Source organism: Agromyces chromiiresistens, from assembly GCF_029167465.1.
Taxonomy (GTDB): domain Bacteria; phylum Actinomycetota; class Actinomycetes; order Actinomycetales; family Microbacteriaceae; genus Agromyces; species Agromyces chromiiresistens.
This window is the reverse complement of sequence record NZ_JARFNL010000001.1, coordinates 307,736-318,973: the sequence shown is the minus strand read 5'-3', so window position 1 is coordinate 318,973 and position 11,238 is coordinate 307,736. Positions and strand designations below refer to the sequence as shown.

Below are 11,238 nucleotides of genomic sequence, written 5' to 3'. Positions count from 1 at the left end.
CTGCGCGAAACGCGCGGTCCGTACGCTCGTCGCATGCCGGCCGAACGACCCAGCACCGAAGCATCCGTCGCGATCTCGATCGAGCCGCCCCGACAGCCCGAGGTGGAGCGCCTGCTCGAGGGCAGCACCGAGTATTCGCGCAGCCTGTACCCGCCTGAGGCGTGCTTCCTGCTCGACGTCGCCCAGCTCGAGCGACCCGAGGTGCGGCTGTACGTCGCGCGCGACGCGCTCGGCGCCGCCGTCGGCATCGCGGCACTCGTCGACGAGACGCCGGGCGATGCCGCGGGCAGGCGCGGCGAGCTGAAGCGCATGTTCGTCGATCCGGCCGGACGCGGACTCGGCATCGCGGGCGCCCTGCTCACGCGAATCGAGGCCGACGCGGCCTCCCGCGGCCTCGGCGAGATCGTGCTCGAGACGGGGCCGCGGCACCTGCCCGCGCTCGCCCTCTACGAGAAGCACGGGTACCGGCGGATCGAGCAGTTCGGCCAGTACATCGGCGAGGAGTTCAGCGTGTGCATGGCGAAGGAGCTCACCCCGGCCTGAGCATCGCGCCGCGGGCGAATGAGCAATCGCTACCCATCCGCGCTCGAGGCGCGCCGGGCCATCGTGGGAGCCGAACCCGCGAAAGGACCCGCACCATGCTCCGCCTCCTCTCCGCCATCGGACTCGGCGCCGCCGCCGGCGGCCTGATCGGCTGGATCGCGACCGGCGACCCGCGCTACTCGATGTTCTGGGGCATCGCCCTCACGATCGGGCTGCTCGCCGGCACCGCGTCGGTCTTCACGACGAGCCGCCGTGCGGTCGCCGCCGCGACCGACCCGACGGGCGAGCTCGCCCTCGCCCGGGTCGAACGCATCCGCCGGACCGGCATGACGATCAACGACCAGCCGCAGTGCGAGCTCGTGCTCACCGTGGCGCCTCGTCACCGCGCGGCCTATACGACCGTGCACCGCGAGATCGTCGACCTCGTCGCGCTGCCGCGCCTGCAGCCGGGCTGCGTGGTCGTGGTGCGCCGGCCGGTCGAGTCGAAGGCGAACGTCGTGCTCGTGATGGACCCGCCCGACGACTGGGAGCGGCTGCGGGAGGCCGAGCGGCTGCGCGCCGGCGCCGATCGCACCATCCCGCTCGCCGCCACCGCGCAGGCCTGGCCGAGCGAGCCCGAGACCCTGCTCGGCGTTCCGAAGGCGACGTCGAATCCGTTGCACGCCGTCGTCTTCGCGCTCGTGCTCGTCATCGCCGCCGCGGCGACGCTCGTGCCCGCGTACGGCACGATCGGCCGATCGATCACGGCGATCGCGGCAGGCGACCCGGCCGCCGCCGGAGTCGTCGAGGGCGACCGGCACGACGAGATCGTCGACGCGCTCGTGCGCGAGGTCGGCGGACCGCAGTTCACGAGCGTCGGCTTCTACGACGGCTACGCCCTCGCGACCGCGCCGTCGACACCCGGTGCGCTCACGATCGACGACTACCAGTACCGGTACGACCGCACCGAGCACCAGGGGCCCGAGCTCATCCAGCCCGATGATCCGGCCGCCGAGCTGTTCGACGTCACCGCCGTCGACTTCACGCAGGTCCGGGAGCTCATCGCGGCGGCGCAGCACGAGAGCGGCATCGCCGACCCCGAGTCGGTGATCGTGCGGTTCCAGCGGGCCGGGGTCGCCGACGAGTCGGGCAGCCGGCCGGTGCAGGCGATGGTCCTCCTCGACTCCGCGTACGAGGACGCGTCCGTGACGTTCGACGCGACGACGGGAGCGGTGGTCTCACGGTCGTGAGCAAGCGTTTCCAGATCGGCCGATCGTGGGTTAGCATCGCTCCACCCCTGAATCCCGGAGCCCGGTGTGACCTCGACCCGACGCACAGGCGGCTCCGGCGTCCGCCGCAAGCGGGTCGCGGTGGCCGCAGCGGCCGTGACGGCCGCGATCGTGGGCATCGTCGCGCTCTCCGGCTTCCACCAGCAGCTGCGCGAGATCGACCCGCCCGGCCCCGATGCCGCGAGCGAGGTCGTCGGTGACGAGATCATCGGCATCCGCACGTTCACGCCGCCCGAGGGGCTGCAGGTCGACGCCGACCTCGAGTACGGCGTCCGCGAGGACGGCACGCTGCTGACGCTCGACGTGTGCCGGCCGGCCGCCCCGGTCGAAGGACCCGAGCAGGCGCCCGCCACGACGGCGACGTCGCTGCTCCCGGCCGTCGTCTCGATCCACGGCGGCAGCTGGACCCGCGGCGACAAGGCGAACACCGACTGGCGCAACGTCTGCATGTGGCTCGCCAGCGAGGGCTTCGTCGCCGTCTCGGTGAACTACCGGCTGGTGCCCGACACCGTCTTCCCCGGGGCGATCGACGATGTCGCCCTCGCCGTCGAGTGGCTGCGCGCACCCGAACAGGTCGAGCGGTTCGGCATCGACCCGGCTCGCATCGGCGCGTTCGGCGGTTCGGCGGGCGGCAACCTCGCCGCGCTCCTCGGCACGACCGGCGACGGCGCGCTCGACGCGGGGTCCCGCGTCGCCGCGGTCGCCGAGCTCTCGGGCCCGGTCGGACTCGGCTCGGCCGCGCTCGACGCCGACGGGGCATCCGACTGGTTGCGGGGCATCGTCGCCGACTACCTGGGGTGCGAACCTCGCGCCGCCGACGCGCACTGCCCGCAGGCGATGGATGCCTCGCCGGCGATGCACGTCGACCCGAGCGACCCGCCCGTGTTCATCGGGCACTCCGAGCACGAGATCGTGCCGCTCGGGCAGTCGACGCGGTTCGCCGCCGTGCTCGAGGCCGCCGGCGTGCCCGTCGAGCTCGCGGTCGTGCCGGGCGGCGAGCACTCGATCGGCATCCTCGACGAGGCGCTGCGGGTGCGGGTCGCGGCGTTCCTGCACGCGCACCTGGGCTGAGCCGAGCGCCGCGCGCAACCCCCTCCCTCCGCGACCGACCGCGCCGTAGGCTCGGATCCGATCGGAGGCCGCATGCCCGACTCCCCCGTGCAGCTCTCGCGCGACGACTGGCGCGTCATCCTCACGCGCACCGCGCATGAGTACCGCATCAACCAGGTGCAGGACATCGCCGCCGCGCTCACCTTCTACGCAGTGCTCGCAGCGCTGCCGGCCCTGCTCGCCGCACTCGCCGCGATCGGGGTGTTCGGCAGTGCGGAGGCGGTCGTCGCGCTCGCACTCCGCGTCGTCGAGGAGCTCGGGGGCGCCGAGACGGTCGACGCCGTGCGCACCCCGCTCGAGCAGCTCCTGGATGCCTCGCACGCGGGCCTCGCGCTCGTGACGGGCCTGCTCGGTGCGCTGTGGGCGACGTCGGGCTACGTCGGCTCGCTCGGGCGAGGACTGAACCGCATCTACGGGGTCGAAGAAGGCCGCCCGTTCTGGGCGATGCGCCCGGCGATGCTCGCCGTCTCGGCGGCCCTCCTGCTGCTCGCGGCCCTCGCCGTGGTCGGCCTCGTCATCACCGGCCCGATCGCGACCGCGACGGCACGGGCGCTGGGGTTCGACGAGGGCGTCGCCTTCTGGTGGGACCTCGGCAAGCTGCCGCTGCTCGCCGCGATCGGCATCGTCGCGATCGCCCTGCTCTGCTGGGCGGCGCCGAACGTGCGACGACGCCACCTGCGCTGGTTCAGCGTCGGCGCAGTCGGGGCGCTCCTCGTCTGGGTCGCGGTGAGCGCATTGTTCGCCATGTACGTCTTCGGCGTCGGCTCGTACTCGCGCACCTACGGTGCGCTGGGCGGTGCGATCGCCTTCCTGCTCTGGGTGTGGCTGTCGAATCTCGCCCTGCTCTTCGGCGGGGTGCTCGACACCGAGGTCGAGCGCGCCCGGCAGCTGCGAGCCGGCGTCGTCGCCGAGGAGCAGGTGCAGCTGCCGCTGCGCGACGACCGCCTCATCGCGAAGAACCGCGAGGAGCGGCTGAACGACATGCGGGCGTCGCGGCACCTGCGGCTCGATTGAGCGGGCGCCCGACGAGGCCGGTGCTCGGGCACCCGTCGACGGCGCGGCCATGCCAGCGGAAGTCACCGCCCCCTACCGGAGTATCGCCCTGAGACCCCTCCGCCGAGGGATGTGCACCCCGACCGGCCGTGACAGGCTGGCTGGCACCATGAACCTCTCGCTGTCCACCACCCGGTCCGGCGGCGCGCCCGCGCCGACCGACGCCGATCGGCGCCTCCGCGCTTGGGCGTGGCTCGCGACATCCGCGCTCGCCCTCGTGCTGTTCGCGGTCTCGGTGCCGCTCGCCGCGACCATCTACGGGGTGCACCTGCTCGGCGCCTTCGCGACCTGCCTCGCGCTCGCGGGGGCGCTGCCCCTCGCGATGCGGTTCCCGAGGACCGCCGCGGTCGTCGCGACCTGGGGCATCCTGATGTTCGCCCTGCTCTCGGCCGGGTCGGAGGGTGCTCCATGGCCGTGGCCGGTGACGACGATCATCGGCCAGACCGCCCTGCTGCTCGTGCTCGGCATGAACGGCATGAGCTGGTTCGGCATGTTCGTGGTCTGGCTCGCCGGCGTGGTCGTGACGGTGCCGTTCGCGTTCGTCGACGCCGGCGCGACCGCGAACGAGATCGCCGCGGCGAGCCTCACGGCGGTCGCGCTGCCGATCGCGCTCCTCATCGCGCAGCGACGGGTGATCGCGGGCGAGCTGTTCCGCGAGCGCGCCGTGTCGGCCGCCGAGCAGGAGCGGCGGGTGCTCGTCGAGGAGCGCAACCGCATCGCCCGGGAGCTCCACGATGTCGTGGCGCACGGGCTCTCGATCATCCATGTGCAGGCGACGAGCGCGCCGTACCGCGTCGACGGGCTGAGCGACGCGGCCCGCGCCGAGTTCGCCGAGATCGCCGAGTCGGCTCGCGTCGCCATGACCGAGATGCGGCAGCTGCTCGGCGTGCTGCGCAGCTCGGACTCGACCGCCGAGACGGCACCGCAACCGGGTCTCGACGACCTGCCCGCCCTCGTCGCCTCGGTCGAACGCGGCGGGGTGCCGGTGACCCTCGAGCTCGGCGACCGACTGCCCGAAGGCGGGCTCGCCGCGACGGCCGCCTTCCGCATCGTGCAGGAGGCGCTGAGCAACGTCGTCCGCCACGCGCCGGGGGCGTCGACCCATGTCTCCATCGAGGTGCTCGCCGACGAACTCGTCGTCGGCGTCGAGAACGAGGCGCCGCCCGCCGCGTCGCCGACCGCGGGCCCCGGATCCGACGCCGGCTCCGAAGCCGATTCCGCGGGCGCGGGCGCTCACGGCGGGCACGGCCTCGTCGGCATCGACGAGCGCGCCGCCCTGCTCGGCGGGCGTGCCGAGCACGGACCGCGCCCGGGCGGCGGCTACCGTGTACTCGCGACCCTTCCGCTCGGGTCGGACGGAGGCCCGTGGTGACGATCTCGGTGCTCATCGCCGACGACCAGGCGATGGTGCGCGCCGGATTCGCCGCGGTGCTCGGCGCCCAGCACGGAATCGAGGTCGTCGGCCAGGCCGCCGACGGCCGTGAGGCGGTGGCGCTCGCGCACGAGCTGCGACCCGACGTCGTCGTCATGGACGTACGGATGCCGCAGCAGAACGGCATCGAGGCCACGCGCGCGCTGCAGTCGCCGCCGCGGAGCTCCGACTACGTTCCGAAGGTGCTCATGCTCACGACGTTCGACATCGACGAGTACGTCTACGACGCGCTGCGGGCGGGCGCGAGCGGATTCCTGCTGAAGGACGCGACGCCCGAAGAGCTCGTCGCCGCCGTGCGCGTCGTCGCCGGCGGCGATGCACTGCTCGCACCGAGCGTCACCCGTCGGCTGATCGAGGACTTCGCCCGCTCGGGCCCGCCGCCGAAGCCCGCCGGCAACCGGCTCGCCGCGCTGACCGAGCGCGAGCTCGAGGTGCTCACGCTCGTGGGGCGGGGCATGTCGAACACCGAGATCGCGGCGGCGCTCTTCATCGCCGAGCAGACCGTGAAGACGCACGTCTCGAAGATCCTGCAGAAGCTCGGCCTGCGCGACCGCGTGCACGCCGTCGTGCTCGCCTACGACACCGGCCTGGTCACCCCCTCGGCAGGCTGAGCCCCGCCGTACCCCGGTAGGGCCCGCGAACCGCTCCGCGGGGTGATGCCCCGGCGCCGACCGCGTTCATAGCCTGCGGCACATGACCGACACGCTCGAACGCCAGCACGCGAGATCGATCCGCCCCGAGGCATCCACGAGGCCGCGCACCGGGGTGCGGCGCGATGCGAGCGTCGACGCGATCCGGGTGGTGCTGCTCGGCATGGTGTTCGTGCTGCACGCGATGATGGTCGGCGTCGGCGTCGGCCCCGACGGACCGGTGCTCGAGAACGCCCTCGAGCACCAGGCGTGGTTCGGCCCGGTCAGCTGGGTGGTGCAGATCATGCCGCTCTTCTTCATCGTCGGCGGATTCTCGAGCCTCACCCATTGGCGGTCGATGCGCGCCCGCGGCGCGACGCCCGCCGAGTACGTGGTCGCCCGGATCGAACGGCTGGTCCGCCCGGCCGTCGCGCTCGTGGCGGTCGTCTCGGGCTCGCTCGTCGCGCTCTCGCTCGCGGGCATGCCCGCCGAGCTCGTCGGCATCGCGGGGTTCCGCATCGGCCAGCCGCTGTGGTTCCTCGGCGTGTACCTCGCGGTGTCGGCGCTCGTGCCGGCCATGGTGCGGGCGCATGAGCGCGCCCCCGTGCTGGCGCCCCTCGCCCTGTTCGCCGGCGTCGTCGCGGTCGACGTCGTGCGGCTCTCGACCGGTGTCGACGCGATCGGCTTCGTCAACCTGCTGCTCGTGTGGCTGCTCGTGCAGCAGCTCGGATTCCACCTCGCCGACGGCGCCCTCGACCGGCTGGCCCGGCCGACGCTCGCGGGCATCGCGGGCGCCTCGCTCGCGCTGCTCGCGGTGCTCACCGTGGCCGGCCCCTACCCGGTCGACATGCTCGTGAACCTCAACCCGCCGACCGTCTGCCTCGTCGTGCTCGGCGTCGCGCAGCTCGCCCTCTTCCAGCTCGCACGCCCGCGCATCCGCGCGTGGGTCGAACGGCGGGATGCCGCGCGGCCGATCTCGTTCGTCGGGGAGCGGGCCATGACCGTGTACCTGTGGCACATGCCGGTGCTCGTCGGGCTCGCGGGCCTCGCCCTCATCGCGAACGCCGCGGTCGGGCTGCCGCTGCCCGAGCCGCTGAGCTTCGGCTGGTGGGCGAGCCGGCCGCTCTGGCTCGTCGTCGCCGCGGCGGTCGTCGCGATCGTCGTGCTCGTGTTCTCCCGCTTCGAGCGGACGAGCCGGCCGCGGGCCGGCGGGCGGAGCACTCGTGGCGCTGCGCCCGGCAACGGGGCGACCGCGATCGCGGCGGTCAGCGCCGTCGCGGGGGTCGCGGTGCTGCTCGTCGCCGGATTCGGCCCGCTGCCGGCGTTCCTCTCACTCGTGCTGCTGTGGTTCGCGAGACGGGCTCCGTCGCGGCCCGTGCGCCGCCCGGCGGTCCGCGTGTCACGGGCGATTCCGTAGGCGCCGAGCCTCTCGTGCGGGCGGCGGTCCCGCTGCCGACGATGTGGTCGAGTGGTCATGTGGTCGCGGCCGCCGACCGAGGACCGAAGACCGAAGACCGAAGACTCAGCCGACGAGCAGAACGCCACCGAGCGCGATGGCCGAGACGACGAGGGTCGACGCTCCGGCGAGTACGAAGGGCTTCACGCCGACCCGGCGGAACATGCTGAACCGCACGCCCGTGCCGAGCGCGAACATGGCCGCGGCGAGCAGCACGGTCTGCGCGACGCCGGCGCCCGCGACCACCTGGGGCGGCACGACGCCGAGGGACCGGATCGCCACCATGGCCACGAAGCCGACGACGAACAGGGGGACGAGCGGCGGCAGCTTGCCGCCGCGTGCGCCCGAGGCATCCTCGCCCGCCTTCGCGAGCGCACGGCGGCGCTGCAGGCCGATGACCGCCATGACCGGGGCGAGCATGAGCACGCGCGCGAGCTTCACGACGACCGCGACGCCGAGCGCGGTGCCGCCGAGGGCCCCGCCGATCGCGACCACCTGCGCGACCTCGTGCACCGACCCGCCGGCCCACATCCCCGCCTCGTCGGCGTCGAGGCCGATGAGCCCCGCGACGAACGGCACGATCGGGATCATGAGGGTGCCGAAGATCACGACGAGCGCGACGGCGGTGACGACCTCCTCCTCCTCGGCCTCGACGACGCCGTCGACCGCGGCGACCGCCGCCGCACCGCAGATCGAGAAGCCGCACGCGACGAGCAGTCGCTGCGTCGAGCCGATGCCGAGCCACCGGCCGATGAGGAGCGTCGCGGCGATGCCGCCGACGACGATCGCGATGACGACGACGACCATGCCGGGGCCCAGGGCGAGGATGTCTCCGACGACGAGCTGCAGGCCGAGCAGCACGATCCCGAGGCGCAGCAGCGGCTTCGCCGCGAACGCGATGCCGGGCTCGAGGCGCCTGGGCAGGCGCATCGTGTTCCGCACGACGACGCCCACGACGATGGCGACGAGCAGGGCGCTGATCGTTGGCACCACGAGGGTGACGGCGAGCGCGAGGCCGGCGACGACGGCGCAGAGCGCGAGGCCGGGCGCGAGCGTCGCGACCCGGGCGCCGAAGCGGCCGGCGAGGCGGCGACGGGGCATGGGGGCTGACCGGGGAGCGGGGGTGGGGCGGTACATCTCCTCCACGGTCGCAGGCGGACCGGCGGCGCGGTAGCCGTGATTCCGGCATCGAGGCATATCATTCCGATATGCCGACTCGCTGGCCCGACCTCGCGGTGCTCGAACTGCTCTCGGCGATCGGCGAGCACGGCAGTCTCGGTGCGGCGGCACGCGCGGTCGGGATGGCGCAGCCCAACGCGAGCCGCGCGATCGCGACCCTCGAGCGAAACCTCGGGCTCTCGCTCGTCGAGCGCCACCCGCGCGGCTCGCGACTGACCGCCGACGGCGTCGTGGTGGCCGAGCTGGCCGCCCGACTCGTCGACGGGGCCGGCGAGTTGCTCGCCACGAGCCGCGCGCTTCGCGAGCGCCACGAGGCCCGGCTCGACCTGGCGGCGAGCCTCACCGTCGCCGAGTACCTGCTGCCCGCCTGGATCGCCGGCCTCCGGCACGCGCACCCCGAGCTCGACGTGCGGGTGCGGGTCGAGAACTCGACGCAGGTCTTCGACCTGCTCGCAGACCGGGCGATCGACCTCGGCTTCGTCGAGTCGCCCTCGGTGCCGCGCGGCCTGCACAGCCGCGCCGTCGCGCGCGACCGGCTCGTCGTCGTCGTGGCGCCGTCGCATCCGTGGACCCGGCGGACCCACGTCACCGCGCACGAGCTCGCGACCACCCCGCTCGTCAGCCGCGAGCCGGGCTCGGGCACACGCTCGACCCTCGCCGAGGCGCTCGGCGCGGGCGGCGTCGGCGGCGCGGGCGTCCCGGAGCTCTCGCGGCCCGCGATGGTCGTCTCGAGCAATGCCGCCGTGCTCATCTCGGCGGCCTCGGGCGCCGGGCCAGCCGTGCTGAGCGAGCTCGCGGTGCGCCCGTGGGTCGCCCGCGGCGAACTCGTCGAAGTCCCCGTCGAGGGGCTCGACCTCCGACGGCGGCTGCGAGCCGTGTGGCGGGGCGGCGAGCCGCTCGCCGCCCCCGCGGCCGCGCTGCTCGGCGAGCTGCAGGGGTAGGGCCCGCGTCGCGACGACGCGGGCCCGGTGCCGGGATCACCTCACATCGCGACGGAGCGGCACCGCCACCGCGACGACGGCGGCGATCGCCGCGTATCCGAGCAGCACGAGCGCACCGCCGATCGGCGAGATCGCGACGGGCATCGAGATCGGGAGCTGCGCGCCGATCGCGTCGCTCAGGAAGGTGAAGTCGGTCAGCGCGGCCGTCGCACCGCCCGGGAGGAAGGGGTGGATGACGTTCACCCCGGGAATGAGGAGCAGCACGTGCTCGAGGAAGTAGAAGTACCCGAGCACGATGCCGACGGCGACGAGCTGCTGCCGCGCCAGCGCCCCGATCGCGACACCGAGCACCGCGTAGACCGCGGCCGCGAGGGCGAGCTGGGCGAGCATCGCGACGAGCGCACCGGCGGGCACGCCGAGCGCGACGCCGCGGAGCGCGGCGCTCCCGACGAGCGCGACCGCGGTTCCGACGGCGGCGACGGCGCCGTACGCGAAGCCCAGCCCGCCGAACACGACGAGCTTGGCGACGAGCGCGCGGCCTCGGCGCGGGACGGTCAGGAACGTCGTGCCGATCGAACGGTGCCGGTACTCGCCCGTGACGGCGATGGTGCCGATCAGTGCGGGCACGAACAGCAGCAGGCCGCCCATGCCGACGACGAGGCTCACGCCCTCCGGCGTCTCGATTCCGGGCAGGGGCGGGGTCGAGTTGCCCGGCCCGGCGAGCGCGAGCAGTGCGGTGAACCCGAGACCGCAGCCGAGCGCCGTGAGCAGGGTCGCGACCGGCAGGCGGGTCGCGAGCAGTTTGGCGAGTTCGCCTCGAACGAGTGCGATCACGGGTGCACCTCCATGGTGTGGGCGAGGAAGGCCGACTCGAGGCTCGAGGCGGCACCGGTGAATTCGTCGAGCGGACCCGACCAGGCGACGCGTCCCCGGTCGATGAGGACGAGGTCGTCGATGCTGTGCTGCAGCTCGGTGAGGACGTGGCTCGAGAGCAGCACGGTGCCGCCGCGGCCGGCGAAGGCGCGGAGGAACTCGCGCAGCCACACGATGCCGGCCGGATCGAGGCCGTTCGACGGTTCGTCGAGCACGAGCACCGAGGGCTCGCCGAGCAGGGCCGTCGCGAGCGCGAGCCGCCGGCGCATGCCGGTCGAGTAGCCGCGGATGCGTCGATCGAGGTACTCGGTGATGCCGGTGGTGAGGGCGACGTCGTCGACCCGACGGCGCGCATGCCCGCCGAGCTCGGCGTAGGCCCGCAGGTGGCCGCGGCCGGTCATCGAGGGGTGCGCGCCGGTCGAATCGAGGACCGCGCCGACCGTCCCGGTCGGGTCGTCGAGATCGCGATAGGCGGCTCCGCCGATGCGGGCCGTTCCCGCGTCGGGCCGGCTGAGACCGAGCACCATCGCGAGCGTCGTCGACTTGCCGGCGCCGTTCGGGCCGAGGAAGCCGGTGACCCGGCCCGGCTCGGCCCTGAAGCTCGCGGCTCGGACCGCCTCGACCTCGCCGAACCGCTTCGACAGCCCCGTGACCTCGATCGCATGGGAGTTCATGTGGACATCCTTCGGTGGGATACTTCGTTGGGAGTTTGAGAATGTTCTACTAGTGCGAATGTTCGCACGCTGAGAATAAT

At 73.6% G+C, this 11,238-nt stretch carries 11 protein-coding genes; 8 read left to right on the top strand and 3 right to left on the bottom strand.

The genetic code is table 11. From position 1 onward, the window contains the following. Positions 1–33 precede the first annotated feature (33 nt). From PX701_RS01420 to PX701_RS01390, 7 genes are all read left to right on the top strand, one after another. On the top strand, positions 34–543 hold the full coding sequence (locus PX701_RS01420; RefSeq protein ID WP_275505259.1) for a GNAT family N-acetyltransferase: 510 nt from the start codon (positions 34–36) through the stop codon (positions 541–543). 95 nt (positions 544–638) lie between these two features. Beyond that, positions 639–1,772: a hypothetical protein gene (locus PX701_RS01415; RefSeq protein ID WP_275505258.1), complete on the top strand. Its 1,134-nt coding sequence runs from the start codon at positions 639–641 to the stop codon at positions 1,770–1,772. Positions 1,773–1,838: 66 nt separating this feature from the next. After that, positions 1,839–2,882: an alpha/beta hydrolase gene (locus PX701_RS01410; protein WP_275505257.1), complete on the top strand. Its 1,044-nt coding sequence runs from the start codon at positions 1,839–1,841 to the stop codon at positions 2,880–2,882. Between the two features lie 72 nt (positions 2,883–2,954). Next, the gene (locus PX701_RS01405; RefSeq protein WP_231429776.1) at positions 2,955–3,935 is read left to right on the top strand and encodes a YihY/virulence factor BrkB family protein; all 981 of its coding nucleotides are present in this window, start codon (positions 2,955–2,957) and stop codon (positions 3,933–3,935) included. A gap of 148 nt (positions 3,936–4,083) precedes the next feature. Then, complete coding sequence (locus tag PX701_RS01400; protein ID WP_231429775.1) at positions 4,084–5,346, top strand: sensor histidine kinase; 1,263 nt, start codon at positions 4,084–4,086, stop codon at positions 5,344–5,346. After that, on the top strand, positions 5,343–6,017 hold the full coding sequence (locus PX701_RS01395; protein ID WP_231429774.1) for a response regulator: 675 nt from the start codon (positions 5,343–5,345) through the stop codon (positions 6,015–6,017). The genes PX701_RS01400 and PX701_RS01395 overlap by 4 nt, the downstream gene beginning before the upstream one ends. Positions 6,018–6,099: 82 nt before the next feature. Continuing rightward, positions 6,100–7,452, top strand: a complete 1,353-nt coding sequence (locus tag PX701_RS01390; RefSeq protein WP_275505256.1) for an acyltransferase family protein — start codon at positions 6,100–6,102, stop codon at positions 7,450–7,452. 105 nt (positions 7,453–7,557) lie between these two features. On the opposite strand, the gene PX701_RS01385 is transcribed toward PX701_RS01390, so the two are convergent. Then, on the bottom strand, positions 7,558–8,592 hold the full coding sequence (locus PX701_RS01385; protein WP_275505255.1) for a YeiH family protein: 1,035 nt from the start codon (positions 8,590–8,592) through the stop codon (positions 7,558–7,560). A 107-nt stretch (positions 8,593–8,699) separates the two neighbouring features. On the opposite strand from PX701_RS01385, the gene PX701_RS01380 reads away from it, so the two are divergent. Next, entirely contained in the window at positions 8,700–9,611 is a 912-nt protein-coding gene (locus PX701_RS01380; RefSeq protein WP_275505254.1) for a LysR family transcriptional regulator, read from the top strand. A 36-nt stretch (positions 9,612–9,647) separates the two neighbouring features. Here the strand turns inward: PX701_RS01380 and PX701_RS01375 are convergent, their stop codons facing one another. Together PX701_RS01375 and PX701_RS01370 are read right to left on the bottom strand one after the other, a co-directional pair. Beyond that, on the bottom strand, positions 9,648–10,445 hold the full coding sequence (locus tag PX701_RS01375; protein ID WP_231429770.1) for an ABC transporter permease: 798 nt from the start codon (positions 10,443–10,445) through the stop codon (positions 9,648–9,650). Next, positions 10,442–11,158, bottom strand: a complete 717-nt coding sequence (locus PX701_RS01370) for an ABC transporter ATP-binding protein (protein ID WP_231429769.1) — start codon at positions 11,156–11,158, stop codon at positions 10,442–10,444. The genes PX701_RS01375 and PX701_RS01370 overlap by 4 nt, the downstream gene beginning before the upstream one ends. Positions 11,159–11,238: the final 80 nt, after the last annotated feature.

Bases quoted from the DNA above. Each gene is read 5' to 3' on its own strand.
- PX701_RS01420 (WP_275505259.1), top strand. From the start codon at position 34: ATGCCGGCCGAACGACCCAGCACCGAAGCATCCGTCGCGATCTCGATC.
- PX701_RS01385 (WP_275505255.1), bottom strand. From the start codon at position 8,592: ATGCCCCGTCGCCGCCTCGCCGGCCGCTTCGGCGCCCGGGTCGCGACG.
- PX701_RS01380 (WP_275505254.1), top strand. From the start codon at position 8,700: ATGCCGACTCGCTGGCCCGACCTCGCGGTGCTCGAACTGCTCTCGGCG.
- PX701_RS01405 (WP_231429776.1), top strand. From the start codon at position 2,955: ATGCCCGACTCCCCCGTGCAGCTCTCGCGCGACGACTGGCGCGTCATC.
- PX701_RS01415 (WP_275505258.1), top strand. From the start codon at position 639: ATGCTCCGCCTCCTCTCCGCCATCGGACTCGGCGCCGCCGCCGGCGGC.
- PX701_RS01370 (WP_231429769.1), bottom strand. From the start codon at position 11,158: ATGAACTCCCATGCGATCGAGGTCACGGGGCTGTCGAAGCGGTTCGGC.
- PX701_RS01400 (WP_231429775.1), top strand. From the start codon at position 4,084: ATGAACCTCTCGCTGTCCACCACCCGGTCCGGCGGCGCGCCCGCGCCG.
- PX701_RS01390 (WP_275505256.1), top strand. From the start codon at position 6,100: ATGACCGACACGCTCGAACGCCAGCACGCGAGATCGATCCGCCCCGAG.